This is a genomic window from Bacteroides sp. LFL-34, from assembly GCF_027257075.1.
Lineage (GTDB): Bacteria > Bacteroidota > Bacteroidia > Bacteroidales > Bacteroidaceae > Bacteroides > Bacteroides ovatus.
This window is the reverse complement of record NZ_JAPQKZ010000007.1, coordinates 105,427-131,771: the sequence shown is the minus strand read 5'-3', so window position 1 is coordinate 131,771 and position 26,345 is coordinate 105,427. Positions and strand designations below refer to the sequence as shown.

The 26,345-nt window shown below is 42.3% G+C and carries 22 protein-coding genes; 14 read left to right on the top strand and 8 right to left on the bottom strand.

Features of this window, described 5'->3' with window-relative positions; genetic code table 11:
- Positions 1-119: 119 nt before the first annotated feature.
- The 8 genes from rpoN (at position 120) to N5O98_RS06080 (ending at position 10,054) form a co-directional block, all read left to right on the top strand.
- Positions 120-1,607 carry an RNA polymerase factor sigma-54 gene (gene rpoN, locus N5O98_RS06115; protein ID WP_004296234.1) on the top strand — a complete coding sequence of 496 codons (1,488 nt, stop codon included), beginning with the start codon at positions 120-122 and terminating at the stop codon, positions 1,605-1,607.
- 64 nt (positions 1,608-1,671) lie between these two features.
- The gene (locus N5O98_RS06110; RefSeq protein ID WP_004296233.1) at positions 1,672-2,343 is read left to right on the top strand and encodes a phosphatase PAP2 family protein; all 672 of its coding nucleotides are present in this window, start codon (positions 1,672-1,674) and stop codon (positions 2,341-2,343) included.
- A 29-nt stretch (positions 2,344-2,372) separates the two neighbouring features.
- Entirely contained in the window at positions 2,373-2,753 is a 381-nt protein-coding gene (gcvH, locus tag N5O98_RS06105; RefSeq protein WP_004296232.1) for a glycine cleavage system protein GcvH, read from the top strand.
- 91 nt (positions 2,754-2,844) lie between these two features.
- Entirely contained in the window at positions 2,845-3,354 is a 510-nt protein-coding gene (purE, locus tag N5O98_RS06100) for a 5-(carboxyamino)imidazole ribonucleotide mutase (RefSeq protein WP_004296231.1), read from the top strand.
- Positions 3,354-5,195: a 4-hydroxy-3-methylbut-2-en-1-yl diphosphate synthase gene (locus N5O98_RS06095; RefSeq protein WP_004311955.1), complete on the top strand. Its 1,842-nt coding sequence runs from the start codon at positions 3,354-3,356 to the stop codon at positions 5,193-5,195. The genes purE and N5O98_RS06095 overlap by 1 nt, the downstream gene beginning before the upstream one ends.
- Before the next feature lie 1,780 nt (positions 5,196-6,975).
- Positions 6,976-7,611 carry a porin family protein gene (locus tag N5O98_RS06090; RefSeq protein WP_004306987.1) on the top strand — a complete coding sequence of 212 codons (636 nt, stop codon included), beginning with the start codon at positions 6,976-6,978 and terminating at the stop codon, positions 7,609-7,611.
- A 66-nt stretch (positions 7,612-7,677) separates the two neighbouring features.
- The gene (locus tag N5O98_RS06085; protein ID WP_004311956.1) at positions 7,678-9,624 is read left to right on the top strand and encodes a heavy metal translocating P-type ATPase; all 1,947 of its coding nucleotides are present in this window, start codon (positions 7,678-7,680) and stop codon (positions 9,622-9,624) included.
- A 7-nt stretch (positions 9,625-9,631) separates the two neighbouring features.
- Positions 9,632-10,054 carry a Fur family transcriptional regulator gene (locus N5O98_RS06080; RefSeq protein WP_004296218.1) on the top strand — a complete coding sequence of 141 codons (423 nt, stop codon included), beginning with the start codon at positions 9,632-9,634 and terminating at the stop codon, positions 10,052-10,054.
- Positions 10,055-10,343: 289 nt separating this feature from the next.
- Here the strand turns inward: N5O98_RS06080 and N5O98_RS06075 are convergent, their stop codons facing one another.
- Positions 10,344-11,345, bottom strand: coding sequence for a malate dehydrogenase (locus N5O98_RS06075; protein WP_004296217.1), 1,002 nt, complete (start codon positions 11,343-11,345; stop codon positions 10,344-10,346).
- 185 nt (positions 11,346-11,530) lie between these two features.
- On the opposite strand from N5O98_RS06075, the gene N5O98_RS06070 reads away from it, so the two are divergent.
- The 4 genes from N5O98_RS06070 (at position 11,531) to N5O98_RS06055 (ending at position 15,228) form a co-directional block, all read left to right on the top strand.
- Entirely contained in the window at positions 11,531-12,370 is an 840-nt protein-coding gene (locus tag N5O98_RS06070; RefSeq protein ID WP_004311957.1) for a CvfB family protein, read from the top strand.
- 115 nt (positions 12,371-12,485) lie between these two features.
- Positions 12,486-13,157, top strand: a complete 672-nt coding sequence (locus N5O98_RS06065; protein WP_022200089.1) for a DUF4476 domain-containing protein — start codon at positions 12,486-12,488, stop codon at positions 13,155-13,157.
- A 26-nt stretch (positions 13,158-13,183) separates the two neighbouring features.
- On the top strand, positions 13,184-13,867 hold the full coding sequence (locus N5O98_RS06060) for a DUF4476 domain-containing protein (protein WP_004306992.1): 684 nt from the start codon (positions 13,184-13,186) through the stop codon (positions 13,865-13,867).
- Positions 13,868-13,881: 14 nt separating this feature from the next.
- Positions 13,882-15,228 carry a hypothetical protein gene (locus N5O98_RS06055; protein ID WP_022200088.1) on the top strand — a complete coding sequence of 449 codons (1,347 nt, stop codon included), beginning with the start codon at positions 13,882-13,884 and terminating at the stop codon, positions 15,226-15,228.
- A 30-nt stretch (positions 15,229-15,258) separates the two neighbouring features.
- Here N5O98_RS06055 and N5O98_RS06050 read toward each other — a convergent pair whose 3' ends face one another.
- The gene (locus N5O98_RS06050; protein ID WP_004311960.1) at positions 15,259-17,208 is read right to left on the bottom strand and encodes a transglycosylase domain-containing protein; all 1,950 of its coding nucleotides are present in this window, start codon (positions 17,206-17,208) and stop codon (positions 15,259-15,261) included.
- 360 nt (positions 17,209-17,568) lie between these two features.
- Between N5O98_RS06050 and N5O98_RS06045 the strand changes: the two genes are divergently transcribed.
- Positions 17,569-18,084 (top strand): DUF3836 domain-containing protein, encoded by a 516-nt coding sequence (locus N5O98_RS06045; protein WP_004296208.1) that lies wholly within the window; start codon positions 17,569-17,571, stop codon positions 18,082-18,084.
- A gap of 138 nt (positions 18,085-18,222) precedes the next feature.
- On the opposite strand, the gene msrB is transcribed toward N5O98_RS06045, so the two are convergent.
- The 6 genes from msrB to N5O98_RS06015 form a co-directional block, all read right to left on the bottom strand.
- Positions 18,223-19,251 (bottom strand): peptide-methionine (R)-S-oxide reductase MsrB, encoded by a 1,029-nt coding sequence (gene msrB / locus N5O98_RS06040; RefSeq protein ID WP_004296207.1) that lies wholly within the window; start codon positions 19,249-19,251, stop codon positions 18,223-18,225.
- An 85-nt stretch (positions 19,252-19,336) separates the two neighbouring features.
- Complete coding sequence (locus tag N5O98_RS06035) at positions 19,337-20,674, bottom strand: TolC family protein (protein WP_004311962.1); 1,338 nt, start codon at positions 20,672-20,674, stop codon at positions 19,337-19,339.
- Positions 20,675-20,683: 9 nt separating this feature from the next.
- Entirely contained in the window at positions 20,684-21,784 is a 1,101-nt protein-coding gene (locus tag N5O98_RS06030) for an efflux RND transporter periplasmic adaptor subunit (protein WP_004311963.1), read from the bottom strand.
- Between the two features lie 80 nt (positions 21,785-21,864).
- Positions 21,865-23,106 carry an ABC transporter permease gene (locus N5O98_RS06025; protein WP_004296204.1) on the bottom strand — a complete coding sequence of 414 codons (1,242 nt, stop codon included), beginning with the start codon at positions 23,104-23,106 and terminating at the stop codon, positions 21,865-21,867.
- A 4-nt stretch (positions 23,107-23,110) separates the two neighbouring features.
- Positions 23,111-24,370: an ABC transporter permease gene (locus N5O98_RS06020; RefSeq protein WP_004311966.1), complete on the bottom strand. Its 1,260-nt coding sequence runs from the start codon at positions 24,368-24,370 to the stop codon at positions 23,111-23,113.
- A 30-nt stretch (positions 24,371-24,400) separates the two neighbouring features.
- Entirely contained in the window at positions 24,401-25,117 is a 717-nt protein-coding gene (locus N5O98_RS06015) for an ABC transporter ATP-binding protein (RefSeq protein WP_004296202.1), read from the bottom strand.
- Positions 25,118-25,296: 179 nt separating this feature from the next.
- Here N5O98_RS06015 and N5O98_RS06010 point away from each other — a divergent pair, with 179 nt between their 5' ends.
- Positions 25,297-26,277: an ROK family protein gene (locus tag N5O98_RS06010; protein ID WP_004307000.1), complete on the top strand. Its 981-nt coding sequence runs from the start codon at positions 25,297-25,299 to the stop codon at positions 26,275-26,277.
- The last annotated feature ends 68 nt before the right edge of the window (positions 26,278-26,345 follow it).

Sequence of the window (26,345 nt, the reverse complement as noted above, 5' to 3'; positions counted from 1 at the left end):
TCGTGCAACAAAGATAACGAATTTTGTGTTATAGGATTAAAAATTATCTCCCTAATCTGTGTAATCTCTCGTTAAAAAGTTACTTTTGTAGCGAGAAACAGTAGAAAGCAAAAACGAATATGGCACAAGGTTCCCGTCAAATACAATCTCAGGCGCAACAGCAGGTACAGACGCTCTCGCCCCAGCAGATTCTGGTCGTGAAACTGTTGGAGCTTCCCGCAGTAGAGTTGGAAGACCGTATCCATGCTGAACTGCTTGAAAATCCGGCACTTGAAGAAGGTAAAGAAGAGAATGCTACGGATAATGAATATTCCGATACCGAGAATGCAGAGGATGGCATGGATAGCGATGCCAATGACTATGATTCTTTGAGTGACTATCTGACAGAAGACGATATTCCCGATTATAAATTGCAAGAGAACAACCGTTCGAAAGATGAACAAGCGGAGGATATTCCATTTTCCGACTCCACCTCTTTTTATGAAATCCTGAAAGAACAGTTGCGTGAACGCAACCTGACAGAGCACCAGTGTGACTTGGTGGAATACCTGATCGGTTCATTGGATGATGACGGATTGCTTCGCAAATCTTTGGAAAGTATCTGCGACGAACTGGCGATTTATGCCGGTATCGAATCGACCGAAGAAGAACTGGAAGAAGCATTGAACATCTTACAGGACTTCGATCCGGCAGGTATCGGTGCGCGTAGTCTTCAGGAATGTCTGTTGATACAGATTCGCCGGAAAAAAGAAGAAGAGAAAACTCCCAGTCCTATCTTGAATCTGGAAGAAAGGATTATCAGAGAATGTTACGAAGAATTCACCCGTAAACATTGGGAGAAGATTATAAAGAAACTGGATATTGATGAAGAGACTTTCCAGGAAACCATTACTGAAATAACCAAACTGAATCCACGTCCGGGTGCTTCTTTAGGAGAAGCAATTGGCAGAAATCTCCAACAAATAGTTCCTGACTTTATTGTGGAAACGTATGATGACGGAACCATCAATGTAAGTCTCAATAACCGCAATGTTCCCGAACTCCGTATGAGTCGTGACTTCACGGAAATGGTGGAGGAGCATACAAAAAACAGGGCTAACCAGTCTAAGGAATCTAAAGAAGCGATGATGTTTCTGAAACAGAAAATGGATGCGGCACAAGGATTTATCGATGCTGTCCGTCAGCGTCAGAATACCTTGATGGTTACCATGCAGGCGATTATCGACCTGCAACGTCCTTTCTTCTTGGAAGGAGATGAATCGCTATTGAAACCGATGATTCTGAAAGACGTGGCGGAACGTACGGGATTGGATATTTCGACAATCTCCCGTGTGAGTAACAGTAAATATGTACAGACGAATTACGGTATCTATCCGCTCAAATACTTTTTCAGCGACGGATATACCACAGAAGATGGCGAAGAGATGTCTGTCCGTGAGATTCGTAAGATCCTGAAAGAGTGTATTGAAGGCGAGGACAAGAAGAAACCCCTGACCGATGATGAATTGGCGGATATATTAAAGGAGAAAGGTTATCCCATTGCCCGCAGGACAGTAGCCAAATACCGTCAACAACTGAATATCCCCGTGGCAAGACTGCGGAAATAATGGATAATTGACAATGAAGAATGAGAATTGTAATTTATAATTAGTAACTAGTAATCAAAGAAGAGTGGACAGAGAGAGAGAACATATCATAGCGGATAAGACGATGTTGCAGGTGGCGAGAGTCACTTCGATGGTCTTTACTCCATTTTCTATTCCGTTTTTATCGTTTCTGGTGTTATTCCTGTTTTCTTATCTTCGTATCATGCCGATACAATATAAGTTGATAGTGTTGGGAATCGTTTACTGCTTCACCATACTGACACCTACTATTACAATTTTCTTGTTTCGTAAAATCAATGGGTTTGCCCGTCAGGAGTTGAGTGAACGTAAGAAGCGTTATGTACCTATTCTGCTGACCATCATCTCGTATGTGTTCTGCCTGCTGATGATGCGTAGGCTGAATATCCCGTGGTATATGACTGGTATCATTCTTGCTTCCCTGGTAGTGTCTATCATTTGCATTGCAGTAAACCTGAAATGGAAGTTGAGCGAACACATGGCAGGAATGGGTGGGGTGATCGGAGGCTTGATTTCTTTCAGTGCCTTGTTCGGTTACAATCCGGTCGGATGGCTATGCCTGTTTATTTTGATTGCCGGTATATTGGGTTCTGCACGCATTGTTCTGGGACATCACACGCTGGGTGAGGTGCTTTCCGGTTTTGCTGTCGGTCTGATATGTGCCCTTTTGGTACTTCATCCGGTGAGTAACATCTTATTTCGAGTATTTTTATTTTAAAACAGTATAAATCCTAAAAACTAATCATTATGAACTTTCCACAGAATTTGAAGTACACGAACGAACACGAATGGATTCGCGTTGACGGAGACATTGCATACGTTGGTATCACCGATTATGCACAGGAACAATTGGGCGATATTGTGTTCGTAGATATCCCGACTGTTGGTGAAACGTTGGAAGCCGGTGAAACTTTCGGAACGATTGAAGTAGTGAAAACTATTTCCGATCTTTTCCTGCCGATAGCAGGTGAGGTGCTCGAACAAAATGAAGCATTGGAAGAAAACCCGGAACTGGTTAATAAAGATCCCTATGGCGAAGGTTGGTTGATTAAAGTGAAGCCGGCGGATGTAAAAGCGGTGGAAGATCTACTGGATGCCGAAGCGTATAAAGCCGTGGTAAACGGATAGTGCAAACAGAAATATAACTAATATAAGTTGAATGTAGCTGAACCCCCTCTCTTCGTGAAAGGGCTGTGAAGAGGCTTTTAATTTTTATTCTATGACTCCAATTGTAAGTATTATCATGGGCAGCACGTCCGACCTTCCTGTTATGGAGAAGGCTGCACAGCTACTGAATGATATGCATGTACCGTTCGAAATGAACGCTCTTTCTGCTCACCGCACGCCCGAAGCTGTGGAAGAGTTTGCGAAGAATGCCCGCAACCGTGGCATTAAAGTAATTATCGCTGCTGCCGGAATGGCTGCCGCCCTTCCCGGTGTAATTGCGGCTAACACTACATTGCCGGTGATCGGAGTACCTGTAAAAGGTTCCGTGCTCGATGGTGTGGACGCACTTTATTCTATCATTCAGATGCCTCCGGGCATTCCTGTAGCAACGGTTGCCATCAACGGAGCGATGAATGCCGCTATCCTTGCCATCCAGATGCTGGCATTGAGCGATGAGAAACTGGCAGAAGCTTTTGCTGCTTACAAGGAAGGACTGAAAAAGAAAATCGTAAAAGCAAACGAAGAACTGAAAGAAGTGAAGTTTGAATATAAAACGAACTAATGGATCTATTCAATTATTTTCGAAGAGAAACCACAGAAGTAAATATTGGGGCTGTGCCGTTGGGCGGCCCCAATTCTATTCGTGTCCAGTCGATGACGAACACGTCTACGCAGGATACACAGGCTTGTGTGGAACAGGCGAAACGTATTGTTGATGCAGGTGGAGAGTATGTCCGCCTCACAACCCAGGGCATCAAAGAAGCCGAAAACTTGATGAACATTAATATCGGACTGCGTAGCCAGGGATATATGGTTCCGTTGGTTGCCGATGTGCATTTCAATCCGAAAGTGGCAGACGTGGCTGCTCAATACGCAGAAAAGGTGCGAATCAATCCGGGAAATTATGTAGATGCTGCGCGTACTTTTAAAAAACTGGAATATACAGACGAGGAGTATGCGCAGGAAATACAGAAAATCCATGACCGGTTTGTCCCGTTCCTGAATATCTGTAAAGAGAATCACACGGCTATCCGGATTGGAGTAAATCATGGCTCTCTGTCCGATCGTATCATGTCCCGTTATGGCGATACCCCCGCAGGAATGGTAGAGTCCTGCATGGAGTTTCTCCGTATCTGTGTAGAGGAAAACTTCACGGATGTGGTGATTTCCATCAAGGCTTCTAATACGGTGGTCATGGTAAAAACTGTCCGCCTGTTGGTAGACGTCATGGAAAAAGAAGGGATGGCTTTCCCATTACACCTCGGGGTGACAGAAGCCGGAGATGGAGAAGACGGACGTATCAAGTCCGCCCTTGGCATCGGTGCGCTGTTGAGTGACGGATTGGGAGATACTATTCGGGTATCTTTGAGCGAAGCTCCTGAAGCTGAAATCCCGGTGGCTCGTAAACTGGTGGATTATGTTCTGTTGAGGCAGGATCATCCTTATATCCCGGGATTGGAAGCACCGGAATTCAATTATCTGTCTCCCGAACGTCGCAAGACAAAAGCCGTCTGTAATATCGGAGGTGAACATGTACCTGTGGTTATTGCCGACCGCATGGACGGGAAGACAGAGGTAAACCCGCAATTCACACCGGACTATATTTACGCCGGAAGAACCTTGCCCGATCAACGGGAAGACGGAGTAGAATATATTCTTGATGCGGATGTATGGCAGGGAGAAGACGGAACCTGGCCTGCATTCAATCATGCACAGCTGCCTTTAATGGGAGAATGCAATGCAGAACTTAAATTCCTGTTTATGCCCTACATGGCACAAACGGATGAAGTGATAGCCTGTCTGAAACATCATCCGGAGGTAGTGATTGTTTCCCAAAGCAATCATCCGAACCGTTTGGGTGAGCACCGTGCACTGGTACATCAACTACTGACGGAAGGTTTACAAAATCCGGTTGTCTTCTTCCAGCATTATTCGGAAGATGATGCGGAGAATTTGCAGATAAAGTCCGCAGCCGATATGGGAGCCTTGATTTTTGACGGTCTTTGTGATGGCATCTTCCTGTTCAATCAGGGTAACTTGAGCCATGCCGTCGTTGATGCTACTGCTTTCGGAATCTTGCAGGCCGGACGTACCCGCACCTCCAAAACAGAATATATATCTTGTCCCGGTTGCGGCCGTACACTTTACGACTTGGAAAAGACTATTGCCCGTATCAAGGCAGCCACTTCACATTTGAAAGGGCTGAAGATCGGCATCATGGGATGCATCGTAAATGGTCCCGGTGAGATGGCAGATGCAGACTACGGCTATGTAGGAGCAGGACGGGGGAAAATCAGTCTCTATAAAGGCAAGGTGTGTGTGGAGAAAAATATTCCTGAAGAAGAAGCGGTAGAACGACTTCTGGAGTTTATCCGGACAGACCGGGAAGAAAACCGACAATGATATTATATTGGGCACGGAATACAGGTGATGGGGTACTAAGCTCATAGAAAATCTGTAATCCGTGCCTGACTAAGTACTGTTTCAGATAGTCACCTACGTTTTTTTCTCCTGGTGTTGCTGTATTTTTACCTCCGCAATTGCGCTTAAAATAGAAAAGTAGGTTCCATAATTTTTCCAAATTCTTCTATCAACAAATTTTTCCTTCTTCGACTCAAATGCCAATTGTTGAATTCGTTTTAGTTCCTTTAGTTCTTCTTCCCTAGTAAAAACTTTATGATCGTTTCTATTGATTTGTACCTGTTTTATTGTCAAACTGTCAGAATGGTATTTAAGTATATGAATATCAATACTATATCACCTGACAATAGATGCTGATAATAGGCTGATAATAAAAGATATCTACTTTTACTGTCAGCCTTATTTTTATCTCTTATGATCCTTTTAATAACCTGATAAACAATAGCTTTATGAACATGTTTCGAAGTAATGCCGCATTTTTATAACAGCTTTCCAAAGTGATATCTTTTCATTAATATACCTATATAGTTCCGCTAACACGCCAGTATAGTTCCTCTAGGGTATCAGTATTGTTCCACTAAAGCACCGGTATCTTTAATTCTCCACGGCCGTGGTGACTTCTTCCCACAGCCGTGATGAATTCCTACCACAGCCGTGGGAAGATCTCGTCACGGCCGTGGGGAGTTAACAACACCGACACTTTAATGGAACAATACCTGCTTGGTAAGTGAAAGATACCGGTTATGTAGCATTCATTTAACAGGGGCATACTCATTTTATAAAGCGTATGTGTTTTTTATGTCGATGGTATTGTTACTGTAGACAATGATAGTCTTCAGTAGTTTATAACATGGATCAAGCAGGGAATTAAGTCAGAGTATATCGACACATTGGAACGAATCTTATAATCTTGCTCCAAAGGGATTAAAGAACAGGCTGACAATAGAAGTTATAATTTTTTATTGTCAGCCTATTGTCATGGCTTATTGTCAGCATGTAAACCGATGATAATCATTATACTATTTGGGAAAAGCTTTGGTTGACAATAAGAATCATCAAATTTATATGTAGATCTAATATCTGTCTTTCCAATAGTACACATCTTCACAAAAATAGAGGGGAACTCCTGGATGAATCCATTTGTTCCCCTTGCAGGTGTAGCTAGCCTCTGTTTCTTATATTTTCAAAGGCAAGTAGTAACATCTAAATGTTACGTTTTCGACTCTGTAGTCGTTCGGGGGCCGCTCCACCCGAATTGACTTGCCTTTGTGATTATTACTAATTTGTCGTTTGTATCTATTGCAAATTTATAGGCACAAAAAAAGCGGAGAGCATTTGCCTATCCGCCAGTGAGGGAGTCCAAGCCCTAACGCACAAACAGGAAACACTCCCCGCATATTGCAAGGAGCATTTATCTGTTTCATGTGCGTTGATTTTATTTGGACTTTTCACTGGCACAGAAATCAGCTAAACGCTTTTTTTCTTAAAACAAACAATACAGTCGTGCTACGACTGATTGTGCAAAGATAACAATTAATTAAGTTATACAGTCTTTCATTCTTTGTTTTTTCTCTGTACAGAGTGTTTTTGTTCTATATCTCGTAAAATCGTTTGAAATAGTCCGGTTCTTTTGCTATGACTATACCTCATAAGATTCATATCGTTTATTTTTTATATTTTTACTAAATCTCTCGGAGTTATGCGAATTATTGTTATTTTTGCCTCACATAATTTCTAAACAATAATTAAATTATTTATTCGTATGAAAAAGGCCTTATTATTATTCGCTTTGGTAGCGATAAGTGCGGTGAGTATCAATGCTCAAGACAATCTGAAATGGGGTGTGATGGCAGGTATGAATGTTAGTAAATACACCATTACAGGTTTTGATAGCAGGATAGGTTTTCACGCAGGTGTTAAAGCAGAGTTGGGATTGTCGCAGGATGCGAATGGTAGTGGTGCCTATATGGACTTCGCTGCATTGCTTACATTGAAAGGTGCTAAAATTGATGGAGGATCACTTGCGAGCATAAAATTTAATCCATACTATCTGGAAGTGCCGGTACGTGTCGGGTATAAATATGCCGTCAATGATGATTTTTCATTATTTGGTAGTGTAGGTCCTTATATGGCTGTTGGGCTGTTTGGAAAAGCAAAATTGAAAGTGGACGGTGATATTGCAGATATTGCGGAATTAGGAGGTAACTCGATGTCCGAAGATATATTTGGAGACGATGGTCTAAAACGATTCGACTTCGGTCTTGGACTAAAAGCCGGGGTTGAGTTCAGTAAGAAATATCAAGTTGCCATAAGCTATGATTTCGGACTTGTTGAGGTAATCAAAGAAGTAGGAATGAAGAACAGAAACCTGATGATCTCGTTGGGATATATGTTCTAAAACCGGTTTTGCAACTTTGTTGCATAAATCATTTGCTACCTTTGCATCAACTAAATGATGAAAGTTATGGGACATTGTAGTTGTGGCGCTCATTCATGCGCAGCAGAAAAAAAGGTTGATGCAAAGGTTTCGGTATTCCATGAATATGGGAAAGTGATATTCTCTCTCCTGCTTCTGACAAGTGGAATAATTATGAATGCTCTCGATTTAGCATTCTTCCGTGAAGGATCTGTTGCCTTGATATGGTATATCGTGGCCTATCTTCCGGTAGGAATTCCAGTGATGAAAGAAGCCTGGGAAAGTATCAGGGAAAAAGACTATTTCAGTGAGTTCACTCTAATGATTATAGCTACTTTGGGAGCTTTCTATATTGGTGAATATCCGGAAGGAGTAGCCGTGATGTTATTCTATACAGTAGGAGAACTGTTTCAGGATAAAGCGGTAGATAAAGCCAAACGTAATATTGGAGCCTTATTGGATGTAAGACCCGAGAAAGCATTAGTGCTCCGGGAAGGCAATCTTGTTATTGAAAGCCCTAAAAAGATAAAAGTCGGTGAAATCATAGAAATAAAGGCAGGCGAACGGGTGCCATTGGATGGAACTATGCAGAATGAAGTGGCTGCCTTCAATACAGCCGCATTAACAGGTGAAAGCGTTCCTCGTAATATTCGGAAAGGTGAAGAAGTACTTGCCGGAATGATTGTAACCGATAAGGTTATCCGGCTCGAGGTAACGAGACCTTTTGATAAGAGTGCACTTGCCCGAATATTGGAGCTTGTTCAGAATGCTTCCGAACGTAAGGCTCCGGCTGAATTGTTTATTCGTAAGTTTGCGCGCATTTATACACCTATTGTTATAGCGCTTGCAGTGTTAATTGTTTTGTGTCCATTTGTTTATTCACTTATTAATCCTCCATTTGTATTTGCATTTAATGATTGGCTATACAGAGCTTTGGTCTTTCTGGTGATTTCGTGTCCCTGTGCGTTGGTGGTTAGTATTCCGTTGGGCTACTTTGGGGGAATTGGAGCGGCATCCCGGTTGGGAATTTTATTCAAGGGTGGTAATTATCTGGATGCTATCACTAAGATCAATACAGTGGTATTCGATAAAACTGGAACCCTGACAAAAGGAACCTTTGAAGTACAGGCCTGTAAAAGTGCAGGCGAGGTTTCGGAAGAAGAATTAGTGAAACTGGTTGCTTCGGTAGAAAGTGATAGTACTCATCCGATTGCCAAGGCTGTTGTGAATTATGCGAAAGAACAAAACATTGAATGTGTAGCTGTTACCGGTACAAAAGAATTTGCCGGCTATGGTTTGGAAGCAACGATAGACGGGGCTATGGTTCTGGTCGGTAATTGCCGGTTACTGTCTAAGTTTGATATATCCTATCCAAAAGAACTGCTGGAAATAACGGATACCATCGTGGTCTGTGCTGTTGGAAACCGTTATGCAGGTTATCTGCTGCTGGCTGATGCCCTGAAAGAGGACGCAAAGGTAGCTATTGACAATTTAAAAGCTTTAAATATTGAAAACATCCAGATACTATCCGGTGATAAACAGAGTATTGTTACTAACTTTGCAGAAAAGCTCGGTATATCGAAAGCTTATGGTGACCTGTTGCCGGAAGGAAAAGTGAATCATCTGGAAGAGCTGCGGCAGGATGAGGCAAACCGGATCGCATTTGTCGGTGATGGAATGAACGATGCACCGGTGCTCGCTCTAAGTCATGTTGGCATTGCTATGGGAGGACTGGGTAGTGATGCGGCTATTGAAACAGCCGATGTCGTGATACAGACAGACCAGCCGTCGAAGGTAGCCGAAGCTATCAAAGTAGGAAAACTGACACGAAGAATTATTTGGCAGAATGTATCACTGGCATTTGGAGTGAAATTACTTGTATTGATTTTGGGAGCCGGTGGAATTGCTACTCTTTGGGAAGCTGTCTTTGCAGATGTGGGTGTTGCGCTACTTGCCATTATGAATGCTGTCAGAATACAGAAAATGATAAAATAGGAGAAAGATGGAAGAAGATATTTATTTGGATAAGTTGGATAGAAGAGGTATCAAGCCAACTGCCATAAGGCTTCTGGTGATAAAAGCGATGATGCAGGCAGAGCGTGCGGTGTCATTGCTCGATTTGGAAACACTGCTCGATACAGTCGATAAATCGACTATATCCCGTACCATCGCTCTCTTCTTGTCTCATCACCTCATACATAGCATAGACGATGGGAGCGGCTCGTTGAAGTATGCCGTTTGCGACAACTCCTGCAATTGTGTGGTACAGGATTTACATTCGCATTTTTATTGTGAGAAATGTCATCGTACATTCTGCCTGGAAGGTACACATATCCCGGTGATTGATTTGCCTAAAGGATTTACTTTGCATAGTATAAACTATGTACTAAAAGGAGTTTGTTCCGAATGTACTTCTCAAAAATGACAGATATTTTATAAACTTCGATGCGCAGTTTTATTCCATTCACTAATTTGGATAGGATAATCACTATATTTCGCACTTTGAGTACCTGTAACTTCAGTTTAGGTACTTTCCCCATTTTGTCTATTTTTTTAATTGACGAATTATCCCCAACTTTGCATAGTCATTTGAATTGGAGTCTTGAAAGATTTATAGACTAAGTGGGGGGTATATGTGATATGTAAGTAATTGGAATAAAAGCCGAAAAAGAGATGTATTTTCTCTTTTTCGGCTTTTTGCTAATATTGTTTGATTAGTCAATATTGGGATTCAATGCGTGCCAGTCTTTAATAGCTGGGATGATCCCCATTTCAATCACTTCATCACGAAGTTTGCATAAATGCTCGTAGCTTTTTTCCAATTCTTCCTGTTCGGCAGGAGTTCCGGCTACTTCTTTATAAGTGACGCCGTCTTTAGTTATTGAAGTTTCCATCGCCATCATGATATGGTCGAACTTACTGTTAGAAACATACGTTCCGGCAGGCCAGCGGAAAGGTTGTCCACCCATAGCAGCGGCAATCATTTCGATAGAAAGATAAGCCGGGCTTTGGAAAGAAGAACGACCGCGCAGGTCGATAATATGCTTACCACCCTGGATGACACGTACTTTCAGTGCTTCCCAATCTGCCAATGGAAGACGGGTAGTGCCGATGAAATCGGTCAAAGGCTCTCCTTTTATTTTGGTTGTAGATGCGAATACAGCCATTTGTTCGCCATGACCACCATACGTACGGCAATTCTGAATGTCGGAAGCCGGGATATGGAAGAATTTCACTAGTTCGTTTTGCAGACGGGTGCTGTCCAAGGCAGCCAGTGTAGAAACTTGAGAGGGTTTCAAACCTGAATACAACAAAGTAATCAATCCGGTGATGTCTGCAGGATTAAAGATCACAACGATATGTTTTACGTTTGGGCAATATTGATGAACATCTTTACCGAATTGAGCGGCAATTTCTGCATTTCCCTTCAGCAAATCTTCGCGGGTCATACCTGCTTTACGGGCAGCTCCACCGGAAGAGACAATGTAAGAAGCTCCTGTCAGCGCTTCTTTGATATCGGAAGTAAATGTAAGGTTGACACCTTCAAAACCGCAGTGATACAATTCTTCAGCTACTCCTTCCAGAGCCGGGGCAAATGGATCATACAGGCAAATATTCGGAGTGAGTCTCATCATCATGGCTGTTTGTGCCATATTGGAGCCGATCATTCCGGCAGCTCCTACAATCGTAAGTTTCTCGTTGGTTAGAAATTCCATAAGTTTATATGTTTAAAGGTGAATAATTTACTTTTTCTTTTTGTCGCTACAAAGTTAACATATTAGAAAGCAGATTGTTCATTGCAAATAGTTTTGCCCGATAACGAAAAGTTATGGCTGACTGTTTGAGAGATCTATTCAAAATAGATTATCTTTGTGTCTTATTACAATAAATAGATAAGAATATGAGCATCGAATTAGGAAAGTTCAATCAGCTTGAAGTCGTGAAAGAAGTAGATTTCGGCGTATATCTCGATGGTGGGGAAGAAGGTGAGATTTTGTTGCCTACCCGCTATGTGCCCGAAGACTGTAAGATAGGAGATTTTTTGAACGTGTTTCTTTATCTGGATATGGATGAAAGACTGATTGCTACGACGCTGACTCCGTTGGTGCAGGTAGGTCAGTTTGCCTGTCTGGAAGTCTCCTGGGTGAATCAATACGGAGCTTTCCTGAACTGGGGATTGATGAAAGACCTGTTCGTTCCGTTCAGTGAGCAGAAGATGAAAATGCAGGTTGGGCGGAAATATGTGGTCCATGCGCATTTGGATGAAGAGAGTTATCGTATTGTGGCTTCAGCAAAGGTGGAACGTTATCTGTTGAAAGAAAAGCCGGAATATACTCCGGAAGCAGAAGTGAATATCCTTATCTGGCAGAAGACGGATTTGGGCTTTAAAGCGATTATAGATAATAAGTATAGCGGTTTGCTGTATGAAAATGAAATATTCTGTCCGTTGGAAACAGGAATGGAGATGAAAGCTTTTGTGAAACAGGTGCGTGAAGATGGTAAGGTAGACCTGATTCTTCAGAAACCCGGTTTTGAAAAGATTGACGATTTTTCGAAAACGCTGCTCGACTATATCAAAGCGCATGGAGGACGGATCAACTTGAATGATAAAAGTCCTGCGGAAGATATTTATGACACGTTTGGTGTTAGCAAGAAAACCTTTAAGAAAGGAGTGGGCGACTTGTATAAGAAACGTCTGATTACCTTGCATGAGGATGGCATTGCTTTGGCGGATTCCTAAACAGAATAGGGATTTCCCTACATACGAATAGAGAGAATCATTGGGGTGGGGAGTTTCCTCACCCTATTTTTGTGCTATCAGATTAAAGATATAAATAATAAAAACTAGATAAGCTATGCGTAAGATTATAATAAGTTTCTGCATCCTGTTCGCTGCCCTCTCCTTACAAGCGCAGTCTGTTAACGGAATCCGTATCGATGGCGGGAATACTCCGATTCTTGTTTACCTGGGAGGGAACCAGATATGTTTACCTACTACTACCTGCTTTATAGCCAATTTAAATCCCGGACATTATACTGTTGAAGTGTTTGCCACCCGCTTTACCCGTGCGGGAGAGCGAGTATGGAAAGGAGAAAAATTATATAAAGATCTCGTTTATTTTGATGGGAGAGGAGTGACAGAAATATGGGTAGACGGACGTGATAACATGCGCCCGGAAAGACCCAGCCGTCCCGAACAGGGAGAACATCGTCCGGGATATGGTTACAACAGGGTGATGAACGATCAGCTCTTCCAAACGTTTTATAAAGAGATGAAGAATGAGCCTTTTAAAGATGACCGTATGAAGTTGCTCAATGCTGCATTGGCTGGTTCTGATTTCACATCTGTCCAATGTCTCCAACTGACCAAACTATATACATTCGATGATGACCGGATGGAGATTATGAAGATCATGTATCCCCGGATTGTAGATAAGGAAGCTTTCTTTACGGTGATTAATACCCTGACATTTAGCTCCAGTAAGGAAAAGATGAAGGATTTTATCATAGGGTACGGTAAACGTTGATACTATTAACTAAAAACGATACGGTTATGAAAAAGATACATATTATGCTGTGTTTGGCATTGGGAATATTGGTCAGTGGCTGTTTTACCAGCTATGTATCTACCAAACAGATGATGGGTATATATCAGGGAATGACTCAATCGCAGGTAGAGTCCGTTTTAGGAAAACCTGATTTCCGGCGTTTTGACGGTGATATGGAAGAATGGGAATTCCATCGTGATAACGGTACGCCTGTACTTACTTCGGAACCTGTGACGATAATCGTTCAGTTTGTAAATAGAGAGGTGGTTAGTATGGATACGTTCAAAGGTTATGGCAGACCTGCACCAATGCATTCCGTTGTAGTACCGCCTGCTGTGAACACTACCGTTGAAGTCTTTCCTAATCATGAACAAGTGGAAGAAGCTCGTTTGATGACTGATCCGGAGTTTGATGAATTTATCAATAAGCTTAAAATAACGGTTATGAATGAAGACCAGAAGAAGCTTGTCGATCGGATGTTGAGAACGTATGATGTCACTTCAAATCAATGTGTGAAAATAGTGAAGGAGATTTCGTATACTCCTGACCAGGTGGAGATGATGAAGAAGCTGTATCCTTATGTAAGGGATAAAAGAAATTTTAATAAGGTGATCGATATTTTATTTTCTAATGCATATAAAGATGAGATGCGTAAGTTTATTGAGGAATATCATCAGAATAATAAATGATAGGAGATTGAATTATGAAACGAATACTGTTTTTACTCTTTGCTGTCGGTCTGACTGCCAATATGACCGTAATGGCTGGAATGAGCACTAGCAAGGTACGTAAGGAGACGCGTTTTCTTACCGATAAGATGGCATATGAATTGAGCTTGAGTACACAGCAATATAATGATGCGTATGAAATTAATTACGACTTTATTTATTCTGTCCGTAATATCATGGATTACGTAGCACGTGGTTACGAATGGGCATTGGATGATTATTATGAAGCGTTGGATATCCGTAATGACGATCTTCGCTGGATATTGAGTGATGCACAGTATCGCCGGTTCCTCGGTGCCGAGTATTTCTATCGGCCAATCTATGTAACCGGAGGGAAATGGAGTTTCAGGGTTTATGTTAATTACCCGAATCGCAGTTTGTTTTATTTTGGTGTGCCTTACCATTACCGTACTTATTGTGGAGCACATTATCGTCCACACTTTCACCATGTGAGTTATTATCGGGGCAGATATACTAATTTCAACCATTATTCTACACCGCATCGGGTGAGAGATCAGCGAGTATTCCACTCTTATCGTCGTTCGGATTTCGGTTCTGTCCGGTTCCGTCCGAATACTTCCACTCGTCCGCATAATGCACCGACACGTCCGGGTAATTCTTCCCGTCCGGGTTCATCGACAACGCGTCCTGGTACGTCTCGCCCAAGTACCTCTACTCGTCCTGATACTTCTACTCGTCCCGGAACGACAACAAGACCTGGTACGTCAACACGTCCCCGTCCGGAATCTGGAGGAGATCGGCCTTCGACTTCTGTCAGACCATCTACACCGTCCGGAAGTGGGAGACCTGGTAACAATGTTGCTCCTGATAAAAATGGGAATACGAATAGAGTAGAAAGTGATCGTAATTCTGGTCGTCGTCCGGAAACAGGTTCCGGTTCTTCAAGCTCTAATCGCAGACCAACAAGCGGAAGTTCAACTGGTTCCAGTTCCTCCAATCGTGAAAGTGGAAAAACAAGTAGCAGTTCGAGAGAAAGTTCAAGTAAACGAAACGATAGTGGTTCCTATAATAGAAATAACAGTTCCGAGAGAAATAATAGCTCTTCCGGTTCCAGTCGCGGTAGTTCCAGTCGTAGTAGCTCCAGTCGCAGTAGCGGTAGTACTACTAGTCGTAGCAGCAGTACCACTTCTAACCGGAGTAGCGGTAGCTCGAGCTCTACTCGAAGCGGCGGTAGCTCTACCCGGAGCAATGTTTCTAGTGGACAAACAGAAAGACGCTCTTCTTCCGGAAGTACGAGAAGCAATAGCACTCAAAGTTCTTCCCGTTCCTCTGAAAGAAACAGCAGCAGTTCAAGAAGATAACCTATTCCTTTATTATTTATATCAATCTCATTACTCCTCAGCGGAAGGAGAACTAGACTCCGGGTTTTCACCGGCTAGACTATTCCGGGCAGCGCCCGTAACTTGGATATCGGGGCGGATACTATCCGCCTCGATTTCACTTATTACTCCTTTCTGTGCAAGCCGCTTGGCTATCAACTTATAATAGCCTTCCATATTCTCCTTTAACTGTCCGCCTTCAGCAAAAGAGCTGCGGAAATGCTTGGGCTTCGGGATAATGGAAGCCAGGAAAATACTTTCTTCCGTGTTCAGTTGTGAAGGGCGTTTATTGAAATAATAAGCAGAAGCTTCCTGAATACCATAAACGAGCGGTCCCCATTCAACAATGTTCAGATATACTTCGTACATGCGTTCTTTAGAAGTTAATCTTTCATTTTCTATTAGCCATACAATCAATGCCTCTTCCAATTTACGTGCAAAGTTCTTATTACGGTTCAGGAATACATTCTTTACGAGTTGCATGGTGATCGTGCTTCCTCCACGTGCAAAGCGTTTCACTTGCAGGTCGTAAATCAATGCTTCCCGTAGGGCGTCGGGCAGGAAACCGCGATGGTAAAAGAATGCTCCGTCTTCACTTTGCATAACGGACATTCTTAGGATGGGTGAAATGCTATCCAATGGTGTAAAGTGTTTGCACGAGGGACCAATAGGAAAAGTCCGCACCGGTATTCCATTCTCATAAGCTGTATAAATGAACTCGCCGGACATTTTGGAGAGTGAAGTGGCTCCATAGCTTGTGATGCGGAAGTCTTTCTCTTTCAGTTCGGATTCCAGTTTGAGACTATCTAGTTGTGCAAAATCAATATCTAATAGAAAATGATAGGTCAACTCGCCACTTGTCTTGATGCCTTCCAGATTGCTGAATAATCCTTTGGGGAGAGAGCTGAACAGATCATCTGCCGGAAACCAGGATTTGTTGACCGCAGCAGTGAAATGCCAGTTTCCTTTCTCTTTCTCGGCTCGCAAATAAGGATGAAACTGGAGTTTGTTGAAATCAACAATGGTCGTGCTATCCAGCTCGAGTGAGTGCCCGCTTATGTTCATCTCGTAACAGAGTTGTCCACGATTGAGATGAATTACTTCAGGAGAGAGAGCTTTATGAAATACGTCAAGTCCGTTCACTCTCGCTTTTCCTTTGAGGAGCAGTTGATTGGATGCACGCTTATCTTTAGTCATATTATAAGATAGGGTGTCGAAAGTGACTTCTGCTCCAAAACGGCGGGTAATATAAGGTAGTGAGATTTTTCTTTTTTCCGGGGCAAAGAGAGATGCTTTTAATGTATAGTCTCTTCTGTTTAGTTCGCCGGTCGCTTCCCATAGTTGTTGAGGAAGTGTATCTTCTTTTATCTGAATGGTTGATTGGAAATGATTGTTCTCAATAATAAAAGAAGGAATGTTGACTGCAACGAAATTACTATCTTTACGTTCGGTTATATTGATTTGCCTGAGTTGCCCGTTTTCAGGCAGGAAACCGTAAATGAGGTTTAATATCCGGTCAATACGGTTGGCATAGTCACTTTCTATGACAGGTTGGAGTTCTGCTTCTTGTTGCCGTTTAAAGAACAGGAAATCGTAGTTAGCTATGCTATCATGCTTGATGAAGTTGATTGCAAGGCCATTCATAAGCACATTCCGTACTTCGATTTCTCCTTTTAGCAATTCCCAAAAACTTAGTTTTACATTGACGGATTGTAATGTCAGGAGGGTATCCCGTTGGTTGGGAACAATAGAAAGTCCTTGTAAAGCCACTTCATTGTAGCCTTTCATTCGTAACTCCTGATAATGAATTTGTAGACCGTATGTTTGTTCGGCACGTGTAGCTCGTTTGTCAACGATATGGCATAAAATGACATTGCGGAATGCAAAGAGACAAATAAGGCTGGTAAGCAAGATACCGGTAGCCGATAGAATGATAATTCTTTTTTTGCTGGACGTTTCCATCTTCTTTTTCTTGATATGATAATCGCTGCAAAGGTAGATAATAATTCGGGCAACAAGCGGAGTATTTTCCCATTTTTAGAGTTATATTCATCAGTAGAAAGAAGAAAATGCGAAAAAAATGGTTAGTTGTTCGCTTTTAAGCGTACAACTGTTCGTTTTCGTACACCGTTCTGTTTTATGATTTCCTTGATTATTAGTTAGTTATCGTTTTGGCACGCTCGTTGCATCTCTATAGTCGCAAGCGGACAACGAAGAAAAATGAAAAAAACTTCAGAAGGTTGCAACCGTTTGAGACGCTTGATCCGTCTAATAAACAGAAGAATAAAAACAGAATGTTGAACAAATAAAAAATATACAATTATGAAGACTACAGTATTATTCAGAATGATCGTTTTAGTTGCTATGGTATTTGCAGGAATCGCTAATGCAACAGTGAAGGCACAGGGTAATAACTTCATTACTAATGAAGAAAAAGTAGATGATCTCGTAGTATCGAAAGTGATTTACAGACTCGATGGTTCTCTCTATCGCCACATGAAATATGATTTTACTTATGACGATCAGAAGAGAATATCCTCCAAAGAAGCTTTCAAATGGGATGCTTCTATTGAAAAATGGATACCGTACTTCAAGATTGATTATACTTATTCATCTAATGAAATCACTTTGGTATACGCACGTTGGAATGACTCTCACAGAGCTTACGACGCATCTGTTGAAAAGAGTGTTTATGAACTGAATGACGCTAATATGCCGGTTGCTTATATGAACTACAAATGGAATGATAAATGGATTGAAGAATCCGGTTCCAGCTGGGCTATGAATGTGTCTGTTCCGGCAACTAATGAAGCAACTCTGCTGACTGCCAGCAGATAAAAATAAATCGGAGTTGTGAAACTCCTTCTCTCTCTTTTAATTTAACTACATTAAAAACGGTGGATTTCCTTATGGGATAATCCACCGTTCTGTTTATCTGATGAACAGTTATGATTAGCTTTTGTAACTCTTCAATATTTATTTAACGAGTGGTAGATATTCTCCATAACCTTCCTCTTTCATTTTATCTTTCGGGATAAAACGAAGTGAAGCGCTATTGATGCAATAACGTAATCCACCTTTCTCTTTCGGCCCATCTGTGAATACGTGTCCCAAATGAGCATCTCCGGTTTTACTGCGTACTTCCGTACGTATCATGCCGTGTGAAGTATCTTTCTTTTCTGCGATCAGATCTTTTTGAATTGGTTGGGAAAAGCTTGGCCACCCGCAACCTGAATCGAACTTGTCAGTAGAAACAAACAGAGGTTCTCCGGTAGTAATATCTACATAAATGCCGGGACGATGCTCATTCCAGTATTCATTGTGGAAAGCTGGTTCGGTGGCATTCTTTTGGGTTACGGCATATTGTTCCGCCGAGAGTTTCTTACGAAGGGTTGCATCATCCGCTTTTTGATACACTTTAGCTTTCGGCGCATTCGCTTTGCGTGCCATTTCGAATAAAGCAGGATTGATATGGCAGTATCCACCCGGATTTTTATCCAGATAGTCCTGGTGGTAAGTCTCTGCCGGATAGAAATTAGTCAATGGCTTTACTTCTAGGACAATAGGAGTTTTATATTGTGCGGATAATAATTGAATTGCCTGCTTGATGACAGGGAGATCTTCTTTATCTACATAATAAATTCCGGTTCTATACTGTGTTCCCCGGTCATTACCTTGCCGGTTGAGGCTGGTAGGATCTATTGTCTTGAAATATAGATCGAGCAGTAAATTCAAATCTACCGTTTTCGGATCATAAACCACCTTTACTGTTTCGGCAGCATTGGTTTTTCCGGAACAGACCTGTTCATAACTCGGATTGGCAACATTACTGTTGGCATATCCTACCTGAGTACTTTCTACTCCTCGAATTTGTTTCAGGAAATGTTCTGTTCCCCAGAAACATCCTCCCGCAAAATAGATTTCTGCTTGATTCTTCATTGGTTTAGCAACTCCTAAAAATGTATTACTAATCATTATAATCACTAGGACGATAAAATACTTCATATCCGTTAGTTCTTTCTATAATAACGAATGAACCAACGGATATGTTTTAAGGAACTACTATACTAAACTCAATTTTATTTCTTTTTTATTCAATGACCTGTCCTTTGTAGAAATCCAGAATTTTAGTCCGGAACAGGTAGTCATATTTTGCCTGCAACTTATCCGAAAGAGCTTTCGTCAGATTAAGTTTGGCTTCATTGTATTCCACAAAGGTAGCTTTGCCGTTATTGAATTTCTCACTCATCAGGCGGAAAGACTCTTCGTTGGCTTTTACTGCCACTTCACTGGAGTTGTATTTACTTTCTGCTGCCAGAGCGTTGTACCAGGCTTGCTGAATTTCTTTGTAGAGTACTTTTTTACTGTTATCCAACTTCAAGGATAAGTCTATTTGTTGCAAACGAGCGGTGCGTATCCGGTTTCTTGTGGCAAAACGGTTGAAGATTGGAACACTCAAATTAAATCCTATATATTTATTCAGGTTGTTTTTCATCTGACTGCCGAAGCTGCTCTCTGATCTTCCGCTAACCGTATAATAATTACTTCCCAGACCGGCACTGAAAGAGAGTTGTGGATAAAACGCACTTTGGGCAATACGAATACTATTAAGACTACCTTGCAAACGATATTCCGCAGCCTTAATGCTTGGTTTGTAAGTAAGTGCCTGTGTATATATGTCATCCGGCGGAGTGAGAGATTCGAACTCTAATTCTTCCTTAGGACTTTCGAGTACAAATCCTTCAGGCGTGGGTAATTCCAAGAGTTGGGTGAGATCCAGTAAGGATAGTTTGTACGTATTGTCTGATTGTACAGCAGTCATTTCATCCTGTGCGACACGGGCTTGTGCTTCGGCCACTTCAGAAGAGGATGCCTTACCCACTCCCTGAAGACCTTGAATACGTTTTAACTGGTCTTTGCTTAAATCGATCTGATTATGAGCAATTTTACTTAATTCTTGATTGAATAAAACCTGTAAATAAGCCGAAGTGACATTGATTGCAATATCTTCTCTGGCTTTATTCAAATCTTCTATGGCAGCTTTTAAATCCAGTTTGGCAAGTGAATATTGGTTGGACAATTGCAAACCGGTAAATATAGGTACGTTTGTTCCCAAGCTGAAACTGGTATTGGCACTGTTAATGTCACTATACGAGTTGTCTATCGGAGAAGCGGTACGGCCCCAACTCCAGTTTTGGCTGGCACTACCGCTCAAATTCGGAAGACGTGCCCATTTAGTGGTGTTTACACTCACTTTGCCTGCTTCGACATTGTTGGCCGATTGACGGATTTCTATATTATGCTCAATGGCATAGTCGATACATTGCCGCAGCGTCCACGCTTGCGAAAGGTTGTTCTGTGCCTCGATGGAGGTGATTCCGACTCCGGCAAGCAGAAGGGCTGATATGGTTTTACGAATTATTTTCATAGGATTCAATTATTTATCTTTTTTCTCTGCACCACGTATTTTGTCCTGAACGGTTACCCCTTTCTTGATTTCTATCTTGATTCCATCACTCATACCGGCAGTCACCTGTGTACGCTGGAACTTTTGTTCGGGCACTGAATCTGTCATGATGTACACAAATGTAGAGTCACCACTAAATTCAACAGTGCTTTCGGGCACTGCCAAAACCTGATTGGCTCTTTGTAACACGATTTCCGCATTAGCCGAATATCCGGAACGAATCTGAACAGAATCCGGAATGGTAATCGCAGCCTTGATTTCAAACTGGTTGGCTCCATTGGTTTCCACCCCTTTCGGAGAGATATATTCCAGAATGGCATTGAAAGTCAGATTTTGTAAAGCTCCGATGGTCAGCTTGATTGGCATTTGTTCGTGGATACGTCCCACTTCTGTTTCATCAATATTGCCGCGGAAAATCATATCGTTCATGTTGGCTACCGTAGCAATCGTGGTTCCATCATTGAACGTATTACTCATAATCACCGAATTACCAGCTTTTACAGGTATGTCCAGGATTAGCCCGTCAATGGTAGAGCGAATCATCGTGCTACTGAAAGAGGCACTGTTTTTGGTAATTCCTTCTTTTACGATTTCCAGATTGTCTTTGGCCGTCTGTCTCTCTTCGCGAGCCTGTTTCAAAGCCACTTCACTTTTCTCGTATTCCTCCCGGCTAATTAACTGACCGTCATACAACTTCTTCACACGGGCGAAATCCGTTTCTGCCTGGGTTGCATTAATTTCTGCCAGGCGCACACGGCTTTCTGCAGAATTCAGTTGTCCGAGTTCAGGGATTACTTTTACTTTGGCAATAACTTCCCCTTTTCTTACAGCTTGTCCGGCTTCTTTATATACTTCGTCGATAATACCCGAAATTTGCGGTTTGATTAAAATTTCGTCTCTCGGTTCCACCTTTCCGGTAGCTACTGTAGTTTTTTGGAGGTCAGTCATTTCCGGTCTAACTGTTTCGTAAGTGATTACCTTAGGCTTGGATTTCTGATAAAGGAATACGAATGTTCCGACAAGAATGATAGCAATGACTACCAATAATGTGATTTTCAGATACTTTTTCATGATTTTATTTATAATTTTATTATTTACGATTGATGATTGAAACTAAACTCCTCACATATCCAGATAACTGTTCCACTTCCTTATTCATCCCGAATCGCCTCAATCGGTTTGATAGCCATGGCCCGGTAAGCAGGTGCCAGACCTGCCAACATTCCCAGTGCGATTAGAAGGGCACAAGTACCGATTGCCAGTCCGAAAGTAACTTGAAAACGGGTGTCCCCTCCGTCAGCGTTGGCTCCCATTTCTACAAGTTGCAACACCATGACGGCAAAGGATATTCCACACATTCCTGCAATGGTGGTAAGTACCATACTCTCTGATAGAATTTGTTGCAGAATATCTTTCGGCCGTGCACCGATCGCCCGGCGGATACCGATTTCTGTGGTACGTTCTTTAACGGTCACCATCATAATATTGGATACTCCGATGGCACCTGCCAGCAAAGTTCCCAATCCTACCATCCAAACAAGTATGTTGATACCGGTAAACAGGTTATCGACCATAGAGAACATAGCTTCGGCATTCAGGCACATAACAGCCTGTTTGTCATCCGGGGAGATATAATGTGCGGCTTTAATGACCTGTTCCATTTTGGGTTGTATTTCAGACACTTTGACTCCATGCTTCGCAGTGAAACAGATCACATCAATTCGTCCTCCCAGATTATATGTTTGCTGCATCGTAGTAAAAGGAAGAGTGACGGCCTCCGAAGCCCGTCCCTGTATATTCATGTCCCCTTCGGAAGAAGACATGCCAATCACTTGATAATAAATGCCATCTACTCTTACATATTTGCCACACGGGTCTTCTCCCGGTTTGAAAAGACTTTCATAAATTCGTTTTCCGATGACACATACTTTGCGTGCTTCCTTTATATCCACCTCATTGATGAACCTGCCGTATGCCATTTCCTGTGATTCAATGTGGAGATAATCCGGATACAATCCTTTCACGCTACAATCATATTTCTTATCTTCGTATACGGCTTTGGAACCCCAACGGGCTACGGACGGAGTAATGATCTCCACCTCTTTCACTTGGGAGCGAAGACGGTCGATGTCGGTAGATTCCAGATTCCACCATCTTCCTTTGCGGAAGCCTTTGTAAGCCTCGCCCGTTCTTTGCGAGACAAGGAAACCGGAATTGGTGGCAAATCCTTCAAAGTTTTTTTTCATCATGTCCTCCAATCCTTGCCCGCCGCCGATAAGGGCTACGAGCATAAAGATTCCCCAGAAAACACCGAATGCAGTCAGCAGGCTTCTCGTTTTATTTCTTGTAATGGTAATGAGGATTTCCTCACAGGTATCCATGTCTATTCTCATAGTCTTAATCTGCTCTAAGTGCTTCGATCGGTCGGATGCTAACTGCTTTTCGGGCAGGGAATAATCCGGCTAACGTACCAGCTATTATTAATGTGAGTGTAGCCTGTATGGCGATTCTTATATCTACTGTCGGATTCAGGAAAACGGTTTCCGTCCACATTCCGGTGTCCATGGTCTGATTGCCGAAAGCGCTGTTCATCCATTCGGTCACTCCGATACCGGCTACCATGCCGATATATCCGAATATGGTGGTGATGGTGACGCTCTCTACGATAATCAACCAGAGAATGGAAAGCGGTTTGGCTCCCAAAGCCTTACGAATACCAAACTCGCGGGTACGTTCTTTGACGGTAATCAGCATGATGTTGGAAACTCCAACGATTCCGCTAAGTAACGTAAAGATGCCGATTACCCAGATGGCGATACGCAGCATGCCCGAACCTTTCTGCTGTTGCAGATAGTTGGTAAACCGGTTCCATATCCAGATAGCACTGTGGTCCGTTGGGTCAAACCGATGGTTGGCTCCCAATACTTTGCGGTAATGGGCTTCAAAAGCCTCATTGGCCTCTACTGTTTCCAGATTTTTGGTAGTCATGACCAGGTTATTCAGTTTGTCTCCTTTATTATAAATCGTTTGCAGAGTGGTAAAAGGAATGTAGGCATCGCTGTCTCCGCTATTTCCTTTATCATTATAAAGACCTACTACCTGATAAACCACATTTCCGGCGTTGACAAACTGTCCGATTGGCTCGGTATGAGTCTTGTTAAAAAGGATTTCTGCTGTTTTCTTATGAAGCACAATAACTTTCCGGCGTTCCTTGATATCGATTTCATTGATAAAACGTCCTTCGAAAAGCTTCACGACTTCTACCTCTGTATGATTGGGATATACGCCGGAAAGGTTCAGGCTGACGTATTCTTGTCCGAAACTAAGATTAACGCCTCCCTGCCACACGGTTGCTCCGGCCTTGATGACATGATTCGGGAAATAATGACTGGTAGCATCCATGTCTTTATTGTCCAGTTGCACCCGTCTTCCTTCTTTCAGTCCGTCGTATGATTTACTGGTCCATCCCGGAAAAATCTTGATGGAGTTCATGGCACGTTCGGAAGCCGATTGCTCGAATGCGTGGATCAGTCCGTTGCCTGCACCTAGTAGGACGATAAGCATAAAGATTCCCCATGCCACGGCAAATCCTGTGAGAAAAGTCCTTAGCTTGTTGCGTTTGATGGTACTATATATTTCTTGCCAGATGTCAATCATGATAATGTTTGTATAGTGGTGGATTTTAGATTATTTCATGATACCGTCTTTTCCGAAAGGAGAAGCGTCATGGTCGATATTATCTTCAATACGTTCGATGATTCCATCTTTGATATGTATAATCTTGTCTGTCTGGTTGGCGACTCCACTTTCGTGGGTGACAACGACAATCGTCATTCCCAGTTTATGAAGATCTTTCAGAATCTGCATCACTTCCACAGAAGTTTTGCTGTCCAAAGCTCCTGTTGGTTCATCTGCCAGAATGATTTGTGGTTGGGTGATTAAAGCTCGTGCAATGGCTACACGTTGTTTCTGACCGCCACTCATTTCGTTCGGCATGTGATGTGCCCAGTCTTTTAAACCCAGGCGGTCGAGATATTCCAAGGCAAGCGCATTTCGTTTTTTGCGACTTATCCCCTGGTAAAATAAAGGAAGTGCTACATTCTCTACGGCATCTTTAAAGGAAATCAGATTGAATGACTGGAAGATAAATCCGATCATACGGTTCCGGTATTCGGCAGCTTTGGTTTCGCTCAAGTTCTTGATAAGTACGTTGTTCAGGTAATAATCTCCGGTATCGTAGTTGTCGAGGATTCCCAATATGTTGAGTAAAGTTGATTTCCCAGACCCGGATGCTCCCATGATAGAAACAAATTCTCCCTGTTCAATGTTGAGATTGATACCTTTAAGTACATGGAGAGGCGCTCCGTTGTTGTAGGTCTTATTGATATTCGTTAGTTGTATCACAATTTTCTTTATTTAGTTTCTGTTTTCTGATAATTTTCTACTATTAGACGTGCGAAAGATACGAAAAGTTGCAAACAGGTTGAACTTTTTTCAAAAAACATTTTGTAGACTCAATCTTCTTTACGTAATTTGTGTGCAGTAAACTTAATGATTAACTAACCCTTTTAAATAAAAGTATCATGAATTCAAACATGGAAAAACCCTACGTAGTAGGTATTGACATAGGCGGAACGAATACCGTCTTTGGAATTGTAGACGCACGCGGAACTATTATTGCCAGCAGTTCAATCAAAACATCTGGTTACCCTACAGTAGAAGAATACGCTGATGAAGTGTGTAAAAGTCTGCTTCCATTGATTATTGCTAATGGTGGTGTTGATAAAATCAGAGGTATTGGTATCGGTGCTCCGAATGGCAACTACTACACGGGAACGATTGAATTTGCTCCGAACCTGCCTTGGAAGGGAATTCTTCCGTTGGCTGCCATGTTTGAAGAAAGACTGGGTATCCCCACTGCTTTGACAAACGACGCAAACGCTGCTGCTATCGGTGAAATGACTTACGGTGCTGCCCGTGGTATGAAAGACTTTATCATGATTACACTGGGTACTGGTGTGGGTAGCGGTATCGTTATCAACGGTCAGATGGTGTATGGTCATGACGGTTTTGCAGGTGAATTGGGACACGTTATCGCCCGTCGCGATGGTCGTCTTTGCGGTTGTGGCCGTAAGGGATGTCTGGAAACTTACTGTTCGGCTACCGGTGTAGCTCGCACAGCCCGTGAATTCCTTGCTGCCCGTACGGATGCTAGCTTGCTTCGTAACATTCCTGCAGAAAACATCACTTCAAAAGATGTGTATGATGCAGCTGTACAAGGTGATAAACTGGCACAGGAAATCTTTAACTTTACAGGTAACATCTTGGGTGAAGCACTGGCAGATGCTATTGCATTCTCCAGCCCTGAAGCAATTGTATTGTTTGGTGGTTTGGCTAAGTCCGGTGACTATATCATGAAACCAATTCAGAAATCAATTGATGATAATATCCTGAATATCTATAAAGGCAAGACTAAACTGCTCGTTTCCGAATTGAAGGATTCTGATGCTGCTGTACTGGGCGCCAGTGCATTGGCTTGGGAACTGAAAGATTTGAAAGAATAACATTTCATTATTATAATAAAGGTAATGAAGCCTCGGGAGTTTATGACTTTCGGGGCTTTGTTTTATTT

Bases quoted from the DNA above. Each gene is read 5' to 3' on its own strand.
- N5O98_RS06080 (WP_004296218.1), top strand. From the start codon at position 9,632: ATGGAAGAAGATATTTATTTGGATAAGTTGGATAGAAGAGGTATCAAG.
- rpoN (WP_004296234.1), top strand. From the start codon at position 120: ATGGCACAAGGTTCCCGTCAAATACAATCTCAGGCGCAACAGCAGGTA.
- msrB (WP_004296207.1), bottom strand. From the start codon at position 19,251: ATGAAGTATTTTATCGTCCTAGTGATTATAATGATTAGTAATACATTT.
- N5O98_RS06095 (WP_004311955.1), top strand. From the start codon at position 3,354: ATGGATCTATTCAATTATTTTCGAAGAGAAACCACAGAAGTAAATATT.
- N5O98_RS06065 (WP_022200089.1), top strand. From the start codon at position 12,486: ATGCGTAAGATTATAATAAGTTTCTGCATCCTGTTCGCTGCCCTCTCC.
- N5O98_RS06050 (WP_004311960.1), bottom strand. From the start codon at position 17,208: ATGGAAACGTCCAGCAAAAAAAGAATTATCATTCTATCGGCTACCGGT.
- N5O98_RS06060 (WP_004306992.1), top strand. From the start codon at position 13,184: ATGAAAAAGATACATATTATGCTGTGTTTGGCATTGGGAATATTGGTC.
- N5O98_RS06030 (WP_004311963.1), bottom strand. From the start codon at position 21,784: ATGAAAAAGTATCTGAAAATCACATTATTGGTAGTCATTGCTATCATT.
- N5O98_RS06055 (WP_022200088.1), top strand. From the start codon at position 13,882: ATGAAACGAATACTGTTTTTACTCTTTGCTGTCGGTCTGACTGCCAAT.
- gcvH (WP_004296232.1), top strand. From the start codon at position 2,373: ATGAACTTTCCACAGAATTTGAAGTACACGAACGAACACGAATGGATT.
- N5O98_RS06070 (WP_004311957.1), top strand. From the start codon at position 11,531: ATGAGCATCGAATTAGGAAAGTTCAATCAGCTTGAAGTCGTGAAAGAA.
- N5O98_RS06035 (WP_004311962.1), bottom strand. From the start codon at position 20,674: ATGAAAATAATTCGTAAAACCATATCAGCCCTTCTGCTTGCCGGAGTC.
- N5O98_RS06075 (WP_004296217.1), bottom strand. From the start codon at position 11,345: ATGGAATTTCTAACCAACGAGAAACTTACGATTGTAGGAGCTGCCGGA.
- N5O98_RS06090 (WP_004306987.1), top strand. From the start codon at position 6,976: ATGAAAAAGGCCTTATTATTATTCGCTTTGGTAGCGATAAGTGCGGTG.
- purE (WP_004296231.1), top strand. From the start codon at position 2,845: ATGACTCCAATTGTAAGTATTATCATGGGCAGCACGTCCGACCTTCCT.
- N5O98_RS06020 (WP_004311966.1), bottom strand. From the start codon at position 24,370: ATGATTGACATCTGGCAAGAAATATATAGTACCATCAAACGCAACAAG.
- N5O98_RS06045 (WP_004296208.1), top strand. From the start codon at position 17,569: ATGAAGACTACAGTATTATTCAGAATGATCGTTTTAGTTGCTATGGTA.
- N5O98_RS06010 (WP_004307000.1), top strand. From the start codon at position 25,297: ATGAATTCAAACATGGAAAAACCCTACGTAGTAGGTATTGACATAGGC.
- N5O98_RS06085 (WP_004311956.1), top strand. From the start codon at position 7,678: ATGGGACATTGTAGTTGTGGCGCTCATTCATGCGCAGCAGAAAAAAAG.
- N5O98_RS06025 (WP_004296204.1), bottom strand. From the start codon at position 23,106: ATGAGAATAGACATGGATACCTGTGAGGAAATCCTCATTACCATTACA.